The sequence below is a fragment of the Vibrio intestinalis genome (assembly GCF_025195085.2).
GTDB classification, from domain to species: Bacteria; Pseudomonadota; Gammaproteobacteria; order Enterobacterales; family Vibrionaceae; genus Vibrio; species Vibrio intestinalis.
Window position 1 is genome coordinate 23,036 of sequence record NZ_JANAVY020000007.1, and the last position, 21,626, is coordinate 44,661.

The 21,626-nt window shown below is 42.1% G+C and carries 19 protein-coding genes, 6 tRNA genes and 1 pseudogene; 15 read left to right on the forward strand and 11 right to left on the reverse strand.

All coding sequences use genetic code 11. The features are described 5' to 3' along the window. Nucleotides 1–20 precede the first annotated feature (20 nt). Nucleotides 21–998, reverse strand: a complete 978-nt coding sequence (locus tag MU515_RS11545; RefSeq protein ID WP_260260587.1) for a DUF1852 domain-containing protein — start codon at nucleotides 996–998, stop codon at nucleotides 21–23. A gap of 329 nt (nucleotides 999–1,327) precedes the next feature. Here MU515_RS11545 and MU515_RS11550 point away from each other — a divergent pair, with 329 nt between their 5' ends. The 4 genes from MU515_RS11550 (at nucleotide 1,328) to MU515_RS11565 (ending at nucleotide 4,276) form a co-directional block, all read left to right on the forward strand. Next, nucleotides 1,328–2,131: a sulfite exporter TauE/SafE family protein gene (locus MU515_RS11550; RefSeq protein ID WP_260260588.1), complete on the forward strand. Its 804-nt coding sequence runs from the start codon at nucleotides 1,328–1,330 to the stop codon at nucleotides 2,129–2,131. A 162-nt stretch (nucleotides 2,132–2,293) separates the two neighbouring features. After that, a complete protein-coding gene (locus MU515_RS11555; RefSeq protein WP_260260589.1) occupies nucleotides 2,294–3,076 on the forward strand; it encodes a phosphotransferase in 783 nt (260 codons plus the stop codon). An 88-nt stretch (nucleotides 3,077–3,164) separates the two neighbouring features. Continuing rightward, entirely contained in the window at nucleotides 3,165–3,569 is a 405-nt protein-coding gene (locus MU515_RS11560) for a VOC family protein (RefSeq protein WP_260260590.1), read from the forward strand. A gap of 221 nt (nucleotides 3,570–3,790) precedes the next feature. Beyond that, the gene (locus MU515_RS11565; RefSeq protein ID WP_260260591.1) at nucleotides 3,791–4,276 is read left to right on the forward strand and encodes a VOC family protein; all 486 of its coding nucleotides are present in this window, start codon (nucleotides 3,791–3,793) and stop codon (nucleotides 4,274–4,276) included. An 83-nt stretch (nucleotides 4,277–4,359) separates the two neighbouring features. Here MU515_RS11565 and MU515_RS11570 read toward each other — a convergent pair whose 3' ends face one another. The 3 genes from MU515_RS11570 to MU515_RS11580 form a co-directional block, all read right to left on the reverse strand. Beyond that, nucleotides 4,360–4,671 (reverse strand): c-type cytochrome, encoded by a 312-nt coding sequence (locus MU515_RS11570; RefSeq protein WP_260260592.1) that lies wholly within the window; start codon nucleotides 4,669–4,671, stop codon nucleotides 4,360–4,362. An 83-nt stretch (nucleotides 4,672–4,754) separates the two neighbouring features. Next, nucleotides 4,755–5,759, reverse strand: a complete 1,005-nt coding sequence (ltaE, locus tag MU515_RS11575) for a low-specificity L-threonine aldolase (protein WP_260260593.1) — start codon at nucleotides 5,757–5,759, stop codon at nucleotides 4,755–4,757. Nucleotides 5,760–5,768: 9 nt separating this feature from the next. Beyond that, a complete protein-coding gene (locus MU515_RS11580; RefSeq protein ID WP_260260594.1) occupies nucleotides 5,769–6,299 on the reverse strand; it encodes an NUDIX hydrolase in 531 nt (176 codons plus the stop codon). A gap of 261 nt (nucleotides 6,300–6,560) precedes the next feature. On the opposite strand from MU515_RS11580, the gene MU515_RS11585 reads away from it, so the two are divergent. Further along, a complete protein-coding gene (locus MU515_RS11585) occupies nucleotides 6,561–8,222 on the forward strand; it encodes an ATPase RavA domain-containing protein (protein WP_260260595.1) in 1,662 nt (553 codons plus the stop codon). Nucleotides 8,223–8,231: 9 nt separating this feature from the next. After that, nucleotides 8,232–9,677 carry an ATPase RavA stimulator ViaA gene (viaA, locus tag MU515_RS11590; RefSeq protein ID WP_260260596.1) on the forward strand — a complete coding sequence of 482 codons (1,446 nt, stop codon included), beginning with the start codon at nucleotides 8,232–8,234 and terminating at the stop codon, nucleotides 9,675–9,677. Here the strand turns inward: viaA and MU515_RS11595 are convergent. Continuing rightward, nucleotides 9,643–10,563: a DMT family transporter gene (locus tag MU515_RS11595; RefSeq protein WP_260260667.1), complete on the reverse strand. Its 921-nt coding sequence runs from the start codon at nucleotides 10,561–10,563 to the stop codon at nucleotides 9,643–9,645. The genes viaA and MU515_RS11595 overlap by 35 nt on opposite strands. A gap of 120 nt (nucleotides 10,564–10,683) precedes the next feature. Between MU515_RS11595 and MU515_RS11600 the strand changes: the two genes are divergently transcribed. The 5 genes from MU515_RS11600 (at nucleotide 10,684) to MU515_RS11620 (ending at nucleotide 12,132) form a co-directional block, all read left to right on the forward strand. Continuing rightward, nucleotides 10,684–11,166 carry a MarR family winged helix-turn-helix transcriptional regulator gene (locus MU515_RS11600; protein ID WP_260260597.1) on the forward strand — a complete coding sequence of 161 codons (483 nt, stop codon included), beginning with the start codon at nucleotides 10,684–10,686 and terminating at the stop codon, nucleotides 11,164–11,166. A gap of 9 nt (nucleotides 11,167–11,175) precedes the next feature. Next, nucleotides 11,176–11,532: an MmcQ/YjbR family DNA-binding protein gene (locus MU515_RS11605; RefSeq protein WP_260260598.1), complete on the forward strand. Its 357-nt coding sequence runs from the start codon at nucleotides 11,176–11,178 to the stop codon at nucleotides 11,530–11,532. A gap of 181 nt (nucleotides 11,533–11,713) precedes the next feature. Further along, a tRNA-Cys gene (locus MU515_RS11610) sits at nucleotides 11,714–11,787 on the forward strand. Between the two features lie 166 nt (nucleotides 11,788–11,953). Beyond that, a tRNA-Leu gene (locus MU515_RS11615) sits at nucleotides 11,954–12,040 on the forward strand. A gap of 18 nt (nucleotides 12,041–12,058) precedes the next feature. Continuing rightward, nucleotides 12,059–12,132, forward strand: a tRNA-Cys gene (locus MU515_RS11620). Between the two features lie 107 nt (nucleotides 12,133–12,239). Here the strand turns inward: MU515_RS11620 and MU515_RS11625 are convergent. From MU515_RS11625 to MU515_RS11640, 4 genes and pseudogenes are all read right to left on the reverse strand, one after another. Then, nucleotides 12,240–13,019 carry a helix-turn-helix transcriptional regulator gene (locus MU515_RS11625; RefSeq protein ID WP_260260599.1) on the reverse strand — a complete coding sequence of 260 codons (780 nt, stop codon included), beginning with the start codon at nucleotides 13,017–13,019 and terminating at the stop codon, nucleotides 12,240–12,242. A gap of 14 nt (nucleotides 13,020–13,033) precedes the next feature. After that, nucleotides 13,034–13,567 carry a YbhB/YbcL family Raf kinase inhibitor-like protein gene (locus tag MU515_RS11630; protein ID WP_260260600.1) on the reverse strand — a complete coding sequence of 178 codons (534 nt, stop codon included), beginning with the start codon at nucleotides 13,565–13,567 and terminating at the stop codon, nucleotides 13,034–13,036. Between the two features lie 205 nt (nucleotides 13,568–13,772). Next, a pseudogene (locus MU515_RS11635) lies at nucleotides 13,773–14,048 on the reverse strand (TonB-dependent siderophore receptor); the annotation flags it as partial. Between the two features lie 187 nt (nucleotides 14,049–14,235). After that, nucleotides 14,236–15,843: a methyl-accepting chemotaxis protein gene (locus MU515_RS11640; RefSeq protein WP_260260601.1), complete on the reverse strand. Its 1,608-nt coding sequence runs from the start codon at nucleotides 15,841–15,843 to the stop codon at nucleotides 14,236–14,238. A gap of 722 nt (nucleotides 15,844–16,565) precedes the next feature. On the opposite strand from MU515_RS11640, the gene MU515_RS11645 reads away from it, so the two are divergent. The 3 genes from MU515_RS11645 (at nucleotide 16,566) to MU515_RS11655 (ending at nucleotide 16,896) form a co-directional block, all read left to right on the forward strand. After that, nucleotides 16,566–16,650, forward strand: a tRNA-Leu gene (locus tag MU515_RS11645). A gap of 30 nt (nucleotides 16,651–16,680) precedes the next feature. Then, nucleotides 16,681–16,756, forward strand: a tRNA-Gly gene (locus MU515_RS11650). A 66-nt stretch (nucleotides 16,757–16,822) separates the two neighbouring features. Continuing rightward, nucleotides 16,823–16,896, forward strand: a tRNA-Cys gene (locus MU515_RS11655). 503 nt (nucleotides 16,897–17,399) lie between these two features. On the opposite strand, the gene MU515_RS11660 is transcribed toward MU515_RS11655, so the two are convergent. Then, nucleotides 17,400–18,821 carry a zincin-like metallopeptidase domain-containing protein gene (locus tag MU515_RS11660; RefSeq protein WP_260260602.1) on the reverse strand — a complete coding sequence of 474 codons (1,422 nt, stop codon included), beginning with the start codon at nucleotides 18,819–18,821 and terminating at the stop codon, nucleotides 17,400–17,402. A 380-nt stretch (nucleotides 18,822–19,201) separates the two neighbouring features. Here MU515_RS11660 and MU515_RS11665 point away from each other — a divergent pair, with 380 nt between their 5' ends. After that, nucleotides 19,202–19,996 carry a hypothetical protein gene (locus MU515_RS11665; RefSeq protein ID WP_182020520.1) on the forward strand — a complete coding sequence of 265 codons (795 nt, stop codon included), beginning with the start codon at nucleotides 19,202–19,204 and terminating at the stop codon, nucleotides 19,994–19,996. Between the two features lie 19 nt (nucleotides 19,997–20,015). Here the strand turns inward: MU515_RS11665 and MU515_RS11670 are convergent, their stop codons facing one another. Further along, nucleotides 20,016–21,443: a hypothetical protein gene (locus MU515_RS11670; RefSeq protein ID WP_258516600.1), complete on the reverse strand. Its 1,428-nt coding sequence runs from the start codon at nucleotides 21,441–21,443 to the stop codon at nucleotides 20,016–20,018. Nucleotides 21,444–21,626: the final 183 nt, after the last annotated feature.

Genomic DNA, 21,626 nt, shown 5'->3' on the forward strand with positions numbered 1-21,626 from the left:
CTTGCTCTATTTTTGAAGAATTAAACGCTGTAGTTGGCTGACCACTGTTCAAGCAGAGTTTGGTAAGGCTTGATGAAGTGCTCTTCTGCGAACTTACCTTGCTCGATCGCAAGCAGACTACGCTCTTCACGGTCATAGACGATTTGCGTTAACGAATGGTCTAGGTTCTTCAAATTAGGCTGGTAGCGTTTCCCAGCGACCGCATTGGCGTTGTAGATTTCTGGGCGATATATCTTCTGGAACGTTTCCATGGTGCTGATGGTGCTAATCAACTCAAGGTTGGTGTAATCGTTAAGCAAGTCACCAAAGAAGTAGAAAGCAAGGGGCGCAACACTGTTAGGCGGCATAAAGTAGCGAACTTGTAAGCCCATCTTTTGGAAATATTGTTCAGTTAATGACGAATCATTAGGTTGGTATTCATAACCTAACACAGGGTGTTGATTTTCTGTGCGATGATAGGTTTTATTATCGGAAACACTTAGGCAAATAACAGGGCGTTTATTGAAATGTTGTTTGTAGATTTCTGAATCAACGAAATACTTGAACAACTTGCCGTGCAACTCTCCAAAATTATTAGGGATACTAAAAGTATCTTGATCTTTGTTGTGATCTAGCAGTAATACACTGAAATCATAATCGCGAACGTAAGATGAGAAATTATTACCAACAATACCTTCTATTTTTTCTTGGGTTTTATTATCAATAATATTGGTTTTTAAAATTTCAATTGAAGGGAATGCCTCATTGCTGCCTTCAATTTTCATATCAACAGAAACAATGCCGAGCTCGATAGAGTAGCGATCACCTTGAGGGTTATCCCAATGAGCTAGAGCGTTGAAACTGTTGTCAATCATCTTCAGTGCGTTACGCAAGTTTTGTTGGCGGCTATCACCACGTGCCAAGTTAGCGAAGTTGGTGGTGATTCGAGTATTGTCAGCAGGGCGATAATTCTCATCGAAACCAATGGTATTGATCGCAAATGTAAAATCTGTAGTCATTGTAATTATGTATCCTATTCCTTAGATGAAAGCTGAATTAACGCCTTGTATTAACTGAGTGATAATAACCCTAGTTAAACTGTTGTTTTATTATTTGCCTCTGACGAGCAATATCAGAGATGAACAGTATTGTTTTTAAGTGCGTAACGTTTTTATAGATTGAGTAGGGGATGATTAATAGTGGTATTATTTCACGTGCTACATGAGAAATATTCATGATGATTAGTGTTTGAATATTCAATTAAGTGTCAGTTATATTATTTGCCCTTAATATGGAACGATTTATATATTCAGTTAAATAACCCTAATTATATTGTGAGATCAAAGGAATGAGTGAACTCGTATTACTGATAGTATGCTGCGCGTTATTAGGCAGTGTGGTTGGCTTTTTGGCCGGATTGCTAGGCATTGGCGGAGGGTTAGTGATCGTCCCGATACTCAGTCTTATTTTGCTTCATTTTGAAGTATTGCCTTCTGAACAGATTGTGGTTGCAGCCATTGCGACCTCTTTAGCTTCTATATTGTTCACTTCTACCTCTTCTGCACTTGCCCACCATAAGAATGGTAATGTTCCCTGGAGCCTTGCCCCTTGGATCATGACAGGCGTTGCCCTTGGTGCTCTCGTGAGCGGATTCATGGCAGCTTTGCTACCAGAAAACGTGGTGCGACTTGTCTTTGCTATCAGTGTGGCGCTCATCTCTTTGAAAATGTTTTTCAGTGGTGGAGAATCAACAAAACGCAGCATGCCGAACAAAGGGATTTTAACCGTTCTTACCACCATCACAGGGGGCTTGTCAGCGATGATAGGCATTGGTGGCGGGGCGCTTTTAGTACCTCTATTAACCTTCTTCTCTCTCGATATCAAAAAAGCGATTGGTTGTGCTTCAGCTTGTGGCATCGTAATTGCCTTGTTTGGCTCGGTGGGTTACATCAGCTCAGGTAGTGCTTACTTTTCGCTACAAGAGGGCTTTGCAGGGTTTGTTTATCTGCCTGCATTGCTCGGTATTGTTTGTACCTCATGGTTTACCGCGCCATTAGGTGCAAAGGCGACCCATCATATGCCAGTCGCGACCATCAAGAAAATTTTTGCGGCGCTGCTTCTTGTGATGGCGGCCAATATGGCCTTCAGTTAATCAAGGGGCATGGTCGGCACTAAGCAAAACTGTTATTTCGACCGATTAACTGCGATGTCGCAGTGTTCATGAATGACCCAAGCCGTTAACCTGCTATTCGGAACGGGTTCAAAGTCTGGTGACAGGCTTTGAACATCAATTTAGCCGGATAAAAGGAATGCAATGGAAGAGCTTCAAGGTGGTCGAGAACACTCGATCTATCGTTCTGATGAAAAAGTTTACCGACCTAAAGGCGATTGGTCGGAAACAGTGCAAGATCTGTTGGCTCACATTGCCAAATCAGGATTTGGCGGCGCTCCGCTGCCGTTTGGTTTTGATGACAGTGGCAACGAGATTCTCTCTTACGTTGAAGGTGACGTAGCAAACTACCCGCTGACAGGAAATATCGCCTCAAATAGCGCTTTGATCTCGGCGGCGAGGTTGTTGCGTCAATACCACGATGCTTCGCAGTCGTTCTTATCGGCGGAGAGAAAGAACAACTTACAGTGGATGCTTCCAAGTCGCGAACCGATGGAAGTGATCTGTCATGGTGACTACGCTCCTTACAATGTCGTTTTACAAGGCGATCAAACGGTCGGTATTATTGATTTTGATACGGCTCACCCAGCACCTAGAGCTTGGGATATCGCTTACGCGCTTTATTGTTGGGCGCCGTTTAAAACCAACGAGTTTGATGCCATGGGTGATATTGCCGCGCAGTCTTTAAGAGCAAAGCAGTTTTGCGACGCTTATGGCTTAGCTATCACAGAGCGAAGCAGCTTGGTTGAGAAAATGATAGAGAGGCTGCAAACCTTAGTTAATTTTATGCATGCTCAAGCAGCGCAAGGCCACGCCGGTTTTCTCGACAATATCAACGATGGCCATCATTTGGCTTACTTGGCAGATATTGATTATCTATCTAAGCACAAGCAGTTCATTACCGATGTTCTTGTACAAGAGGGATAATGTACTCAATAGCCGAAAGATGTATTGCTGTGGAAGGGCGAGAAGTCACGTATACTCGCCTTTGTAATTAATAATCTTAGGTTTCTTTATGTCTGCGTCACTACAACAGCAAATTGGCAACATCGCCCTTGTGGTTGATAACTACGATGATGCGATCGCTTTTTACACTCAAAAACTGCAGTTTTCCTTGGTCGAAGATACCGATTTAGGTGGTGGTAAACGTTGGGTTCAGGTGTCTCCGCCCAATTCAAATGGTACGAATTTGCTTCTTGCTCAGGCGACAACCGAAGAGCAAAAGCAAGCCATTGGTAATCAGACTGGTGGGCGAGTCTTTCTTTTCCTCCAGACCAATGATTTTTGGCGAGACTACAACAGCATGAAGGAAAACGGCGTGGTGTTTACCGAAGAGCCTCGCGTTGAGGCGTACGGCACGGTGGTGGTATTTCAAGACTTGTACGGCAATAAGTGGGATTTACTCCAGTTAAACAAATAGTGATGAAGCGGCACAATCTGAAACAGTGAACGGATTAACGGCTCTATGGGATTCATAGAGCCGTTTCTTTTTTAGCAATTCGTGTTTTAGCGATTTGTGTTCATCAATGCTGATAACGTAACGTTATTATATTTATAATTATTGATAATTTTCTGAAATTGAAATGTCTCCATATACTGCATCCAACGAAACGAAAGACCCCTAAGAATTTGGAGCAGATTATGAAAATGAATCACGTAGGCATCATGGTTGGCGATATGGATAAAGCGGTAGAGTTTTATACCAAAGCGCTTGGACTACGTATTGTAATGAACAACACAAAAGTTATTGAAGAGCGTGAAACCGCAATCGGCCGTATGTGTATTGCCGTGTTTGGTGAAGGCTTCAAAGGCTTTAACATTGCTCACCTTGTAACCACAGATGGTATTGGTGTTGAGCTGTTTGAAATGAAAGAACGTCAAGAGCGCCACGAAGTAGATTTCTCTCGCCTTGGTATCTTCCATTTCTGTCTTCAAACCGATGACTTTGATGGCGTTATCAAACGCGTTGAAGAGTTTGGTGGTAAAGCTCGTATGGATATCATGCGCTACCACCCAGAAGACGACAGCAAGCCAGCACAAATGATCTACATGGAAGACCCGTTTGGTAACCTGTTTGAGCTGTACTCACACACGTACGAAGAAACTTACGCATCAGACTACGAGTAACTAAACTCGCTCAGTTGATATTAAGGGCTGCCTGTTGAGGCGGCCCTTTTCGTTTTTTGGAGTTGGAGTGGAGTAATACAAAGTTATTTTTGCTCGGCGTAGAAAGCGGCAATGTCTTTTAGATCTTGCTCATTAAGTTGTTTCAACTGTGCTTTCATCATTTGCCCCATTGGGCTAGTGCGCTTGCCGTTTTTGTAGTCCAACATGGATTGATAGAGATATTGCGCGTTTTGGCCGTTTAAGTGTGGGTAGCGCGGGTTGAGTGCCTCCCCAGTTTCACCATGACAAAATACGCAGCTAGGCGATTTAATTTTGCCCAACTCAGCATTACCAAATGGCTCAGCTTGAGCGTTACTCGTCATAAGAACCAATGAAAAGAGAATGAATTTACGCATTGCTTAAGTGCTTTTTATATTTGATTTGTTTTTATTGTAAAGCTTCCCCTAAGGGGAAGCTCAATATGATAAAGAGCGTGAATCTAGCGGAACTGCGCAAGCGCTGAGAGGGCAGTTTCAATATCGTGCGCGGAAATGTCTTTGTGGGTGACAAAGCGCATTGGATTTGCCGCTGAAGCTGTGATGCCTTTCTCCGTTAAATAGTGAACTAAGGCTTTTGCGTCGATCTCTTCACCGAGTTTGGCAAACACGATATTGGTTTGCACGAAGTCAGGATTGACGTGGAAGCCTTTGATCTCCGCAAGTCCTTGCGCGAGGCGCTTAGCATTTAGGTGATCTTGTTTAAGCTGCTCGACCTGTTCAGTCAGTGCGAGTTTTCCCGCTGCTGCAAGGATGCCCGCCTGGCGCATTCCACCACCGACCATTTTACGTAAACGGCGCGCTTTGGCGATGAAGGCTTTATCACCCAGTAGCAACGAGCCAACAGGAGCGGCAAGCCCTTTCGACAAACAGACCGTCATTGAATCGAAGTATTGAGCAATTTCTTTTACATCAATATCGAGTGCGACTGCTGCGTTGTACACTCGCGCTCCATCTAGGTGAAGGGATAGGTTATGGGTATCGACGAACTCACGTGCCTGAGCCAAATAGCTCATCGGTAACACTTTACCGTTGATGGTATTTTCTAGACTAAGCAATTTAGTGCGAGCGAAATGGCAATCATCTGGTTTGATGGCCGCCGCAAGTTTATCTAAATCAATGGTGCCATCAGGGTTGTTCTCTATCGGTTGAGGCTGGATTGAGCCCAATACTGCAGCGCCGCCCGCTTCAAACTTGTAATTATGAGCTTGTTGACCACACAGGTATTCATCACCGCGTTCACAGTGTGCCATTAAACCAAGAAGGTTTGCTTGAGTGCCAGATGTGGTAAATAAGGCGGCTTCAAAGCCGTGTCGCTCTGCAGCCCATTGCTCCAATGCGTTAACTGTTGGGTCATCACCATAAACATCGTCACCAACAGGTGCTTGAGCCATGGCTTGGCGCATTTGAGGGGTAGGTTGAGTTACGGTGTCAGAACGAAAGTCCATCTAAAATTCCTATATGTAGCCACACAACTTGGCTTTGCTAAGACAGGCGATACTCTTAGCATCGCTAATCTCTCCATTAATGATCATTTGTTCTAGTTCATCAACTGATAAATGTATCACTTCGATGATTTCATCGTCGTCACATTGGTAACGAGCGGTTTTATTTAAGCCCTTTGCGACAAAAAGGTACTGAATTTCATCGCAAAATCCGGCGAGTGGGGTAACTTGCCCCATAGGAATGATTTGTTGGGCGCTGTATCCGGTTTCTTCTTCAAGCTCGCGTGCTGCGCATTCAGCTATGGGCTCGTTATCTTCGAGCGTCCCGGCAGGCAGTTCAATCAGCCATTTTTTAAGTGAAGGGCGAAATTGATTGATTAAAACGACTCGACCTTGTTCATCAATTGGTAGGATTACCGCGGCCCCAGGATGGGCAATGGTGGTATGTACGATGTTAGAGCCATTTGGCAGTTCAACGGTTTCTTCAACTAAGGCAATTCGCTTCCATTTATGGAGCACTGTTTTCTGATTCGTAGGTGTCATTTATTGTAATTCGTTGTTTTCTTAGCGCTGCGGTTACATTAGCGATTATTGAGGGCGAATAAAAGGTGAATAATATCGGCTGCTGATTTATGCGGCATGGCACTTGTGAAGTGACTCCCAATAATGCAAACAATGATTGCAGCGAGTTTCGTCTATGGGCCATCTGCTATAAAGGTTGGTCCGATTCTCGATTTGTTACCTTGTGAAGATGGCCTCAGCCATTGCCAGATAAGGGGTGACAAGCTGCTTAGGAGCTCTACATTGAACAACACATCTAGATTGAGTCACTCAAATAAAGCTTTGCTCTCTGAACGTATTACCAAGTTAGCAAAAGCCTTGTCTGATGGGGTGTACGAACGTGAAGATACGATCAAAATGTGTTTGCTTGCAGCGTTAGCGGGTGAAAGTGTTTTTCTACTTGGCCCTCCGGGAATCGCAAAAAGTCTTATCGCCAAACGCCTCATTCAAGCGTTTGATCACTCCTCATACTTTGAATATTTAATGACGCGTTTTTCAACGCCTGAAGAAGTATTTGGCCCATTAAGTATTCAAGAGCTCAAAGACAATGGCCGTTATCTGCGCCTTACTAAAGGATACTTGCCAACCGCACAAGTGGTGTTTTTAGATGAGATCTGGAAAGCAGGCCCAGCGATACTCAACACCTTGTTGACCGTGGTGAATGAGAAAACCTTCAAAAACGGTAGCGATATTGAACGTGTGCCGATGCGTTTGCTGGTTTCTGCGTCAAACGAACTACCTGATGAAGACAGCGGTTTAGAAGCATTATATGACCGTATGTTGGTGCGCATTTTCGTCAACCGAATCCAGAATAAGCAAAACTTCAAATCTATGCTGACTGTGGGAACGGTACAAGAGGCGGAAGTGCCGAAAGAGTTGGTCATCACTGATCAAGAATACCACCAATGGCAACAAGAGCTTGAACGCTTAACCTTAAGCAATGAGGTGTTCGAAAAGCTATACCAATTAAAAACCATGCTTGAAGAGAAAGCGAAACAGGCAGGTGTCGAGTTTGCTCAATCGGATATGTATGTATCAGACCGTCGCTGGAAAAAGGCGGTTAAGTTGCTTAAAGCGAGCGCCTATTTTAACGGCCGCGATGAAATCAATCCGCTTGATCTGCTGTTATTGCAAGATTGTTTGTGGAACAGCCCTGAGTCACTAGAAATCGTGCAAAGTGTGCTTAAAGAATTTGCATTGAAACACGCTTTTGACCAGCAAGAAGTGGAGCACCAAATCAGCGTGTGCCGCGAAGACCTTGCTGAGATTCAAGAAGAGTTAGAGTCTGAATTTGCGATGATGTTGTCGATGGAATCGACAACGGGACTGATTAAAAAGCAAATTCATCATTTTGATATTTCTAAAGCCAAGCAATACAAGGTGGGTAACGCGACGGATTTGGTTAAGCTGGTACTACTGCAAAGTAATATGTCGGTGTCTGAATCTGAAAAAGGCGACAGCCGCTGGGTGTACGTGCCGAAAAACGAACTTGAGCGTGTAATCAAAGATGGCCAAGGCGATGTGTATGGTTATGTTAACCAAAATACTAGCTTGTGCCGTATTCGCTTTGAGATGGATGCCGCCAACAACCTAGTGATTAAAGACATCGCAAACCGCGCGGTATTGGTTGGATTGGTGACCAATAAAGGGTTGGACGCGTCCTTGTATCAAGAGTGGCAAAGCAAATCCCAGCAGGCACTAGCTCAGTTAACTCATGCAGAACATCATTTACGTCAGGTAAAATCAAACTTCCGTGGCGCACTGCCACACGGTTTTGTTAACCCTGAACTACCAAGGTTGATGGAAGCCAGCCTACAGCAACTGACTCAACAGTTAGAATCGACCAAAACAGAGTGCGAGCGCACTGTGTTTAGATTCAACAATCTTGATCAGTTCTTCTCTTAAGGGTTTGTGATGTTAGGTGTTGATGGGTTAAACCTTGCGTTAATGGTGGCCGATTCCGGCATTATTGATACCGCAGTAAACGAGGTTATGGTTCGCTCACAAGTGATTGCGATGGCCGAGAATAACGGCGTGAAAGCGTCGGTAAAAAGCCACCTTGCTAAGTGGAGCAGCAGTGTAAAGCAACGTATCACTAAAGTGTGTGATACCGAGTATTTTCAACAAGAGATCGGCTTGTATCAACAAGTCATCCATTGGGACGAAGCTGAGTTTTTTGAGCGTATTCCTGATGTGATCAAGCAGCTAGAGTGGCACAGCAGTTTTTACATGCAAGCTCGCCAATTAATGGAAGACAACAAAGGGCTACATAACCCTATGTTCCCTCATTACTTCTGTGACCAATGGTATAAGAGCCTATCGGAGGCCGTTCGCCAAGCGCAGTTAAACGAGCTCGAAGTCAACAAAGAGAAAGTACTTAAAGATCTCTACCAGCGCATGGAAACCATGAAAAACATGGATAAAGTGACGCAAGAAGGGGATGCAAGCAGCGTTGGCCGTTTATGGGATATGGCGTCGGCCAAGCTTAGCAAATCTGATTTGAGTGTCATGAAACGTCACGCTGAGTTCTTGAAAAAGCACAAAGCGCTGCAAGAGATCGCTGAAAAACTTGGCCGTATGGCAAGTGATGTGAGCGATCCGAGTTTGTTCAAAACGCCCGCCGATGATTTGCAAATGGTGGAAGAGAAATCCGATGAAGCGACAGACGATATTGTCGGTATTCATGAAAGTGATGATCTCAATAAGCTGCTGCCAAATGAGACTATGTTCCTAGCGTACCCAGAGTTGGAAGTGGTGTTCTACAAGCATTTAGTGGATAAGCGCTTAATGAACTATCGCATGCAGGGTAAATCTCGCACCTTACGCAAAGTAAGAGCGCATAAGCCAGACAATAAAACCGCGGATATCGATAAAGGCCCATTTATCGTATGTATCGACTCGTCAGGCTCTATGAGTGGTTTTCCCGAGCAATGCGCAAAAGCGATGGCGTATGCTCTGATGCAAATAGCGCTAGCAGAAGATAGAGACTGTTACGTGATTCTATTTTCTACCCAGTTGATTACCTATCAATTGACCAAACAAGACGGACTGCGTGAGGCAAGCGACTTTCTAAGTTATAGCTTTCACGGCGGAACGGACTTAGAGCCTGTCATTAAACAAACGGTTGAACTGATGCAAGGCGATCAATATCGCAACGCAGATATGGTGGTGATTTCGGACTTTATTGCGCCATGTCCAGTGGAAGAAGCGCAGCAACAAGTGGCTGCACTTAAAGCGTGTTCTAACCGCTTCCATGCGATTAGCTTGTCTAAGTATGGTAACCCAGATCTATTGAGTATGTTTGACCACAGTTGGTCGTATCACCCTAACTTGGTTGGTCGTTTGATGAGAAAGTGGTAGAAGCCACTTTCTGCTCTTTATTCCTTTTCAACCCGCTGACTATCTGTGGTAACAGCGACATAGCAACCATTCCCGCCATGAGTAAGTATTGAGTCGGGCTGTAGTCGTCGCCGATCAGCACCATGCCAAACACTATACCTGCAATCGGGTTGGCAATCCCGCCAAAGGTAAACTCAACCACCGTCATTCTTTGTAGTACCCATACATACAAACCGTACCCAAGTGCAGTGTTAAGCAAAATGACCCAAGCTAAACCACCAAGGTTTAATAGACTTATATGTTGCAGTGCATGGAGGTAGCGCTCTGGGTTGAGAACACCATCAAACAATGCCGCAACACTTAGCACAACGCCGCCTAAGATTAACTGCCAGACCAAAACCTGCCACCAGTGCATCTGTTTTGCGAGAGACTTAGTTACGTCACTGCCTATCACGATACTGATGATGGCCGCGAGCATTGCCAGTAAGCCTAGTGGGTTGAGCGCCATCTCTCCCGGGCTAAATAGCAGCCATGCAAAAACGACTAGTAGCGTGCCACTGACAATTTGCACTGCACTGGGCGTGCGTTTGTGTAATAACCAATGATAAGCCATGGCAAACACGGGTAATGACATCATACCGACGCTGGATATTGCTGAAGGTAAAGTAAGCGCCATGACAAAAATTAAGCAGAAAAACACCGCGATGTTGATTGTCCCTAAACAAGCGAGTTGAAGCCATTGTTTGCCTTTAGGCCAGATTGGTTTTATCGCGAGCAAGAGCAAGCCTGCTGGAAGTGCGCGTAGCGCGCCCAATAATATCGGCGGCCAATCAGGCAAAGCATATTGAGTGACAGCGTAGGTTGAGCCCCAAAAAAAGGCCGGGATCATTGCGAGAAAAATCATAATTCATTCATTTATCTTTACGTGAAGATATATCGCCAATTTACTGCTGCGAAGGCGTAATGTAAAGTATCTTTATATAAAGTGACTTTATGTAAAGATATTTGAGCAGTCATTAGGTGACAAATGGATACTGTTGAAAACGCTATTTGCCAATGGGCAAAGGAAAAACCTAAATTAGATACCCAGCCAATGGCGATCATTGGCCGAATGATGCGGGTGACGAAACATCTCGAAACTCAAATAGCGCAGCTTCATAAACAGCATGGGCTTAAGTTAGGCGAGTTCGATGTATTGGCGAGTTTATTGCGCAGCGGAGCACCTTACTGTTTGACGCCAAGTGAGTTAATTTCTGCTTTAATGTTGACCTCAGGCGCGATGACCAATCGCCTTAGCCGATTGGAAGCAAAAGGATTGATTGCTCGCATTCACAGTGAACAAGATAGACGCAGTGTGTCAGTTCAACTCACTGATCAAGGTTTTGCTTTAATTGATCCTCTAATATCAGAGCATGTCGCGCTGCAAACTCAGCTGGTGGAATCAATTCCTGTAGATCAGCGCGAGCAACTGAATCAGCTATTGTGCGGGTGGTTAGGTCAATTTGAATAGGAGCCGATGATGACCAATAAGGAATTAGCCAAATATCTAGATACTTTTATGGCGGCTGAGGCCGATTACCCATTCGGCCCTGATGCATTGGTGTACAAAGTAAAGGGCAAGATGTTTGCCATTCTCGCCAAGCGCGAGGGGCGTGAATACGTCACGTTAAAAGTACAGCCAGAAGATGGAGAAGTGCTGACTTCGCAGTTTGATGATATTACTCCGGGATACCACACCAATAAACGTCATTGGATCACCGTGTATTACCCGGGCGATGTGGAAGATGGCCTAGTGCATGACCTTTGCGAGCGCTCGTATGAGCTGGTTGTCAAAGGCTTGAAGAAACTAGAGCGTGTCGCGCTAGGGTACGATTAGCCTATATCAATAGTGCTAAATGACTGGCAGATTTTATTCAATTAGATCAAAGCATCACCGAATTGTTCTATTTGTCGGCAAACAAACAGATTTATGTCGATTTTTGTTTGACTCTTTTTTTCTAATCCGTAGAGTAGGCACCCGAACGCAGCGGTGGGTATTCAAAGCGTTCAAACGGTAAGGCGCCTTGGCAGAGTGGCTATGCAGCGGATTGCAAATCCGTGGACCTCGGTTCGACTCCGGGAGGCGCCTCCATTCTACTTCTCTAAGTAGAATAAAAAGCGACACTAGCTCAGTTATTGAGCGCAACCTTACCAAGGTTGAGGTCATCCCCTTTTGTTTAGGATAGAAACCTAGTGTGTTGCTCCAAATTTAAAGATGGTGTTTATCTCATTAAACGGCATCACAAAGTAATTTGTGTGCCCTGGTGGTGGAATTGGTAGACACAAGGGATTTAAAATCCCTCGACGTTCGCGTTGTGCCGGTTCAAGTCCGGCCCGGGGCACCATCTCAATACAATATGTAAGGCGCCTTGGCAGAGTGGCTATGCAGCGGATTGCAAATCCGTGGACCTCGGTTCGATTCCGGGAGGCGCCTCCATTATTCGACAAAGCCCCAGCAGAAATGCTGGGGCTTTGTTGTTATTGAGCTATCAAACTCTCAACTCAATAATGTCACCTTCATATATAACTCGATTGTTTACCGCTTTAAGTTTTGATTGTTGTTAGGTACTCGCTTGGTGTAATTCCAAACTTTTCTTTAAAGCGCTGACTAAAGCGCGCTTCAGATTGATAGCCACACATTTGTGCGAGCATCGTGATACTTTGTTTTTCATTTTGCATTAAGTACAGGGCATGATTGAGCCTAACTTCAATTAAAACTTCTTTGTACTTGGTGTTTTCTTGCTTTAGTTTTCTGATTAAGGTCGAGCGGCTGATTGCGAAATGCTGAGCCGATGATTCAAGGGTATGTTCATCGCTGGGGCTATGCGCAAGGTAGCGACTTAAGCGCTGGTTAAAAGGGATGCCTGTTTTAGAAAATAACAAATGCAGAATGCCACGCTCCGCCAGTTGCTGATATAAGGCATTTAACCAAAACATCTGCGTGTCTTGACTAAAGAGACCAAGATCAAAAGTAGATAAAACATCTAGCGTAACTTCTAGAGCCTTGTCAGTGCCATATACTGGGGATGTTAAATTGGCCGCATTGTGCTTACTTAGATCAATGGTGGCATCGCTTGGTGGGTAATGAAAACTAAACACTCGAGAGAGAAAGTATCCTTTGTTCGGTAAGTTTTCAAAGCTCAACGAAGTGGAAGCTTCACACAGTAATAGGTTCGAAGGCGTCAAAATCATCGCAGATTCTCTCCAGTACAAACGCTTACTTCCGGAGACAACTTGAATAATGCAAGGGGAGTGCATCCTAACGTTTCGAAGCTTTTGCAATTGTTGAGCTCGAAAAGGTGTTACTTGATACAGATTATTCATCACTCCCCTCAAGTCTATTTAGTGTAAGTTGCGGTTAATCTGGCTTTATCTAAAGCCATACTATTTAAGTTAAAACCCACGACAGCGGCTGGCGTATCTTGCGTAAGGTTTAATTTTTTCGTTGGCAATGCCCAGACTGTAAATTGATAGCGATGCATTCCGTCACCAACGGGTGGGCACGCGCCTCCAAAGCCTACGCTATTGTAATCAATGCGAGTTTCTTGCCCGCCCAATTTTTTAATATCGACTCCACGGGGTAGTTCTCGAACAGATGCCGGAATATCAAATGCGACCCAATGCCAAAACCCACTTTCTGTTGGAGCATCAGGGTCATAGACCGTTATCGCGAAGCTCTTAGTTCCTTGTGGTGGGTCTTGCCATGAAAGTTGAGGAGATACGTTCCCTCCATCACACCCCCAGCCTTTATATTCAAAAGTCTTCGCCATTGGATGACCTTCTTGAATATCAGAGCTCGTTAACTCGAATGCTTGGGCTGAAAAAATGGTACATAGGCTTAGTGTCAATATAGACTTAGTGAATATCTTCATAGTTGAGTTTCCTTTTAAAGTTCGAGTTAAGTCTACGTTTTCTCTAAAAGTTATACGTAACAGTAAGTTTCACATCGCATTCCTAAATGGGAGTTTTTGATACTTTTATGCTCAAGATGCTAAATGTGTTTTCCCACAATTAAAAACGCCAAACCCTGATTGAGAGTTTGGCGTTGGTAAAGCACTGACGATTGTTTTTATGTGATTAGAATTTCACTTGGTAATTCAATGTGTAAGTTCGGCCTCGACCTTTATAGTCATACGCAGCGGCATCATAGTGTGCAGCATAGAGGATTTGAGCGCGTTGACCCCAAACGGTGGTGTAGTCGTTATCAAATAGGTTTTGAATACCGAAACCTAAACTGCCAACTGGTAATTGATAAGTACCTACAAGGTCAAATACTGTGTAACCATCGAGCTTTTTCTGCGCGTCATCTTCATAGTCAAACATCGTTTGGCTTTGTAGTTTCAATGCCAGGTCTGAGCCCTGCCATGATGCTCGAAGAAACAAGGGGTACTCATTTTTTAGGTTCTATTTATAGAGTCAGTGGCGCAAGAATAGATAAATTCAACCCTCAGTACAAATGATTCTCGTTCCTAAAAAGGAAAAGCCTTAGTGATAGCTAAGGCTTTGTATTGATAGATTGGCCTTTAAAAAGGCGGAGTTTTTACGCTTGCTTGGTTTCTTGCGCTTGGAACTGCTTCATTAATCGCTGCATCGCTTCAATGTTTTCTACCAGTTCACGTGTACGGTCGATAGAGCTGTGTGATGTCTGAGAAGTTTCATCAGCAAGTTGTTTAATGTTGGTGATGTTGCGATTGATCTCTTGAGTCACAGACGCTTGCTCTTCGACAGCTGTGGCGATTTGATGGCTGCTGTCTGTTACGCCGTTTAACTGATTAGAGATGTTTCTCAATACTTCGCCTGTTTCATCGGCACGTGTTTTACACCTGCTAGATAGTTCAATACCTTGATCCATTGCACTTACGGCGTTGGCTGCTGTTTCTTGTAAGCCGCGAATCATCGAGTGTATCTCACTTGCTGACGAGCCTGTTTTTGATGCGAGGTTACGTACTTCATCGGCAACAACGGCAAAGCCTCGGCCTGCTTCCCCCGCTCGCGCCGCTTCAATAGCAGCATTAAGCGCCAATAGGTTGGTTTGCTCAGAAATAGCGGTGATAACCTCTAAGATTCCATCGATTTTTTGCGTATCTTGGGCAAGTCGATTAATGATGGTTTGCGATTGTGCTAACTCGCTGGCGAGAACGTTCACTTCACCAATGGTCGCCTCAATACTTTCTAAGCCAATGGATGATTGTTCGTTTGCTTGCTCCGCGACCATAGAGGCGGCTGACGCTGCGTTAGCCACTTCCGCTATTGAGTGGGTAAGTTCTTCTACCGCGGTTGCCACTTGCTCAGTTTCAGCGCATTGCTGACTTAAGCTCTGGTCGATAGTTTGAATAGTGCCGAACTCATCTTCAGCCGAGATCAGAATGTGCCCAGAGGTTTCTGTTGCGCGGCCTGTAATGGCGCGTAATTCCGCTTTACGCATCATTAAAGCCAGTTCCATTTGCGAGTAATCGTCAAACTTACCGGTGTAGACTTTTTCCATTAATGGGTTGTCATAAGCTTGTTTCGATAGCGTTTGCATGCGCTTGAATCGACTGTATTGATAGCCAAGCCCGCATAACATGACCGTGGATAGAGCAAGTAGGAAAAACGCTAACCAGTGGGGCTGTAGCACTGCATGCGCAAACGCAGCGATGAATAACAACGTACTCACTAGTAGAGAAAGGGTGTGGAACCCGACACGCTGTAGGCGTGGCGTTTTACCTTCGCGAAGCTTTTTATACAAAGATTGTGCTCTTGCCACTTGTTCTGGCGCGGGTTTTGAGCGAACCGACTGATACTCAATGATATTGTCTTCGGCATCTTTAATCGGGGTAACAAAAGCGGAAACCCAATAGTGCTTTTCGTCGTTACACTGGTTTTTCACTAAGCCCATCCAACTATTGCCAGATTGCAGGTACTTCCACATTTGTGCAAAGGCAGACTTAGGCATGTCAGCGTGGCGAACCACGTTGTGAGGTTTACCTAGCAACTCTTCTTGTCGGTAACCTGCAATGTCGCAGAACTCATGGTTAGCATAGGTAATGTAGCTGGATGGATCTGTGGTCGAAATTAAGTTGGCCGCATATGAATAGTCTTTATTAAGTGATGCGTCATCGAGTGAGGCATCGATGTTTGATTTATTATCGTCTTTTCCGGTAGTCATAATCATTCCATTTATGAATCAAGGCTTTCTACAAACAAAAATATTCTTATAGTTCTCGTTGCGTATAATAAAATCTCAATGCTTCCAAGTTATGATATAAATCAATTGCGTCGATTGATGTTGCTTTAGTAGGGCAAAATGAGACCAGATTCAATGGGTTTTGAAACTGTAATAAAAGATACAGAGCGCCGATTGGTAAGGGTTTGAAGCGATTTTCCTGATTGAATTACTGTCCAATAAGAGGAATTTGGAATAAAAGAAAACTTAATTTACATAAATGACACTTTGGTAGTTATAAATTCTGTCAATTTATGGGTTAGTCCTTTTTCCAAATTGGTTTTAGTAGCAAAGTGTAGGCTTTTAAATATTGAACAGAAGTGATGGCTGTTTTTACCGCGGGTTGTGAGCGTGATTTGATCGGGTTGTGCTTAAAGTAACCATCTGATAAATAGAAGCAAAATTATAGTTGACCGTAAGACATAATCCGGTAAAGTACGCATCGTTCTCAAGGCAAAGCCAAGAGGATGATGGTGTTTCCATCGCATGATTGCGTTGCCCTGGTGGTGGAATTGGTAGACACAAGGGATTTAAAATTAGTCGCATTTCAGCGCACTTTGATTAAATGCCTTGTAAATACAACCACTTAACACCAAAAAGAGACAGAAAAAAAGTTATTACATAGTGTTACATATCTCAGATATTGCACTAAGTAGTTTGAAAATGCGGCTATGGTGGAATCGGTAGACACAAGAGATTTAAAATCTCTCGCTTTAGAGCGTCCCAGTTCAAGTCTGGGTAGCCGCACCATTTTCAAGCTCAGATATTAATTTATCTAATGCGACACTAGCTCAGTTGGTAGAGCGCAACCTTGCCAAGGTTGAGGTCACGAGTTCGAACCTCGTGTGTCGCTCCAATCTCTTCTTTTCGTCTAAGAGACTGACTTGTTGATCAAGTCTTTGCTATTAAGCAAAAACAATATGGCGTTTTGGTAGATTGGTTATACATCGGATTGCAAATCCGTGGAGAGCGGTTCGATTCCGCTAAACGCCTCCAAATTTTTAAATTAAGCTACTCATTGAGTAGCTTTTTTTATATCTGTAATTCCTTCCATTACAAAAAACACTCCTAAACGACCTTAGAGCGATTCTAAAGCTCAACTCGATACATAGGACAGAAAACACGTTAAAACGATTCAGAAGCGTGTTTAGAGCGTTGTAACTTTGATTATGAAGAATCTGAACAGTGAAAGACTCAGAACGATATGAGAAAGGGAAGGGCGATCACTGGTTAAAGGATAGGATTTGCTTCAACCACTTCAAACCAGATCTAAAGCTAAGTGAAACGGAACAAATTTAGGTCTTCAAGTGTTTGCAAAACTTACAACTTACAGACTTGGATTTTTTACCCGTTTGTGAAAGTTGGATTTTCGCAAGTGTCGTTGATTTAAACACCCCACACAAAAAGGTGATGTGTTTTTCATCGTTTTTCATTATAGAAATGCACGTTTTATCTTGTGGCTTTGCTTTTGTTGATTTGTAAAAGCCCTTGTTGGGCTTTTACAACGATAACTTACTCGAACTTTTGAATTTATCCGACAAATCAAGTCCCAACTCATCACCCAAGCTAGTACAGTTACATAGCTCTTGTTTTACCTCTAGCTCGGATAGTTTTTTCTCTAGGTTTTTAGCTGCTGTTCCATAGACATTGATGCACTTTTTATCGGTGTAAACCGCCAGCCCTTTATCTAGCTGGTTGAACCCAACAATGCGCTGATTTTTCAGAGGGATCATTAATCCGTAGGAGCGTGATTGAGTATTGATAAATTCGTTTAACTCTTGGTGATACTGCTCATCAAAATCTATTCTTGTATCTAACTCGTTAGGGATGCTGTAAGTGGCTTGATTGGCAAGTTTTAGTTTGTGACTCGCTACCTTATCCGCTATGTACTGCTGTGCATCTTTGGCTTGTTTGCAAATGCTTAACAGTGTTTTTTTCTTATCTACAAAATTGTTCGCCCAACTTTCAAGGTATTTTGCGTGGGAATGAAAAGTTTCTAATCCTTCATCTAAACACATAAACATAGTTGCTGTTTCAGCGATCAGTTCTTCCTTGGCATAACTCGCTGAACCAAAAGGATGGTTTATCTCTCTGCCTAATGCCTTTGCGGTTGAATGGCTTAACTCGTGCAATACCACGGCAAAAAATGCCTTGTCAGATTTAAATTTATTGCGAGGAGGAACAATAATACTGTGCTGATTTGGTGAGTAATAGGCTCGATCTTCGTTTCTTTCTATAATAGGAACGCCCATTGCGTCAATGATCAACTGAGCTTGTTCTATAAAGCGTTGATCTTCCATTTCAGGTGACATCGTTTGAGCTTCTAGCGCTTGTTGTTTGGCAAAATAATCACGTTGATTGATGAAGGATTGTGGTAGTAGATGTTTGATTTTCTCAATAGGAAAGACCTTGTAACCTCTCAAACCCTTACGAACTTCATAGCCCTTATCTTTCATTTGTTTAAAAGATAATCCTTTAGTCCCTTTTTCAAATTGGCTTTTGCTGATCACTTCGCCATCTTTTTTGTACGACTCTAAATATTTCACAACCTGAGCATTTAATTTAATTCCTTTCAATGGCTTATCAGGATCAAAATCATCTGATTTTGGTGGTAAATGTTGTTTGTTTTGCTCAAGCAAAGCTGAGGCTTGTTTAAATGTTGCATAGATTGGCACTTTAGTAGCAGATTCTTCTTGAGCCATTAACAACATAACAATATTTACACCATTGTAATTATTATTATGAAAATTCTTCGGTAGAGCATTAAGTGCGGATTTGTAGAAACTCACTTCAATATCACTATCAGAGGTTGGTTTTTCGCCTTTAGGTTTTGAAAAGTAATCGAATAATCTATCTAATATTAGATCTTGTTGGCTCTTTTTCTCGTTAGTGTGAGTTGCACTCGATTTTGATTTATCCATAAATAACTCCTTTATAGTGGCTGTTACTTATGTCGTATCATGAAAATAAACTTTTAAAAGTTATTGATGGAAATAGTCCATTTGTTATTAATTGATTTTGATATTTATGATTAATGAAATTTTAAATCAGAAACAAATTTGCGTTAGCCATAAGATAAATAATATTGCCAATATTTAGCATTGATTAAAGAGGTTATTATTAAAAGAGTAATAACCTTAAATGTGTTTATCTTATTAGGACACCACTTATCAGTATTTGCTAACACCATTAATAATCAACTGCTACCAACAGTTATTATGCACTGCACCCACCACTTTAAATTTGACTTATTGTAATTTTATGTATTAATACTCCTAAGTAACCATTATAAGGAGAACATATGATTAACTATATTACTTTACCTCAAGAATTGATTAGCAACAAAAACAACTTTCATTACAAGTTGTTTGATTTTGATAATATTTATCATTTTAAATTGTTTTTATTTATTCTGGCAAAAGCAACGGTTATATATAAAACGAATAAGAAAAGAATAAAAGGCATGCAAAGTTTTCATATTAGTGAGATATTCACGAATAATGATGTGTTATCTAAAGGTTCAATGACCTATGAAAATATAAATAAGTTTATTAATGGATTAGATACACCTTTCTTTAAAGAGATCGGTTATTCTAATAAAGAGGTGAATTTTAAATTGTCACATCAATATATTAAGTTGCTGCTATCCACAGAAAACCACTACTGCTTTGATTTTCAAAAGCTTAAAGGGGTACGAGACGTAAGAGCTGCAAAATTACAGGTATTGCTGGGTATCTATAAAAAGTCAGGTTTCTTTCATTTGAACTATCTTTTTAAAGTATTAGATCTTAATAAGATAGCAAGGCGTGATCGCAAGATCTATAAGATAAAACACTGTTTTAATAGCTTGGGTGTAGAGTTTAACTATAAGCACCCTGTTAATCAATATACTGAAAGGAAAGATGAAGATTATAAATTTCATTATAATCTTGAAGCTAAAAATATTTCTAATGAAAGGCTGGATGACGATAAGTTAATTGATGATATTTTTAATGCCGATGATCTTTTTCTTAATAATGAAGAGGTTGAAAAGTCAATAATCTCATCAAATAATCTTTTGCTGGTCAATGAGGTTATATATGGAAATGATGAATAAGAAACAAAGTCTATTACATTCAAAACGATTTGTATGTGTTTCGAGATAGGATTTTTTGTTGTTTAGCAAATTCTCTCTCATAACGTCTTGATTGATCTTGTTGTAATCCTTGTTTCACCTCATCCATTAAAATTTTTCCAGCTTGTTCTCGCTCTTGAGCAAGTGCTAGATGAAGCTCGACAGGTTTAGTTAGATCTTGATCAAGGCTGGATTTTTTGAACGTTAATAAGCCGTTAAACCATTGTTCAAATTTTTCTTCAAACCATTGTGTAAGATTGGCCTTGGTACGTTGGAATAGCTCCTTTTGCTGTTTAGCTTTTTTGTTCCAGTTGATAGCTGTTCTTCGCTCCTGACCAGCTTTATCTTTCCAGTGTTGTTCTTGGTGTTTAAGATCGCTTACTGCTTCCATCAGTTCTGTTTTATCACCATTAAGTTGATTTACTCCGTTGTGAACTCGTTGTCTGATCTTTAAGTTCGAGTAGTGATGAGCATCTTTTTTTACTTGTTCGGGGGTTCGTTTTACTGCATTGATGCTATAGCCTATTTTTTGTAGCTGAGTATTGCAGTATTTGAACATAATATTTTGGTAGAGCTGTCCGAAGTGCTCTACCTCATTAGGGGTCAACTTACTCCATTTTTTACCCCTGAAAAGATCAGGCTTGTTATATAGTCTACGCACCATATTTAATTCGTGATCGGGTAGGTCAAATTGTTTGGTAACGTTATTGTAACCGCTTAATCTATGATGAGCGTGGGGGTTCTCTTGTTTTTCGTCTAGATGGATCGCTGTGTAATAAGCGTCATAATCACTATAAAATTGGTTGTGGAACTTCTGGATCAACGTATGCCAATCCTCTGCTGATATGGTAGTTTCGTGTTGGTCAGGAATTTTAAATATTTTTTCTGATGAAATTACTTTTAGTGACATTGAACCATTATCGTGTATTTTTAGTAGTTTGTTGCACTTCTCCAACTGATCTAGGGCTTTTTTCTTGTCGTTAAACTTTTTAATTTTGCCAAAGCTGGAAAGCGTTTTAAGTGCCTTTTTAGCATAAATTTTCTCCACGCCAACCCTAGATAGTAATTCATTGAAAAAGTCTCGCTCTAGTGGGTTTGAAGCGTTATTTGCCCATTTTTTTAGTTTCGATTTGCTCTTAGAGCGAGTCAAATTCAACTCACCGACATATTTATCCGACATACCGCCTTTGATTTGTTTTAGCTTGTTCTGTTGATCTTGGTCTATCTCAGCAAGTAGGGCGGATAATTGTGAGGATTCAATAATCTTGCCCTGTCGGAATACTACATTATTTTTGGTGCGTTCTGGATGGTAATTACGCTCTTCAGGTGTAAGGTCGTCAAGTCTAAAGTTATGTTTATCAAATCCTATTTTGTTCTTGTGGAAGCCGTAAGTATGCGCTGTTCGGCATAATAATCGTATTTGTTTCACTGCTCTTTTTTCTCCTTTTTATTTGCTCAACTTTTTGAAAGCTGGCCAGCATTGATACCCACTTTACTCAAACGGAGAGCTGAGAAAGTCGGTATCAATACAAGCTGGTTGTATTAATGCTTACTTTTAGTAGTCCACAGATATCAAGATTTGCAAATTTTCAGCGGTCAAGGTGCTGAATAG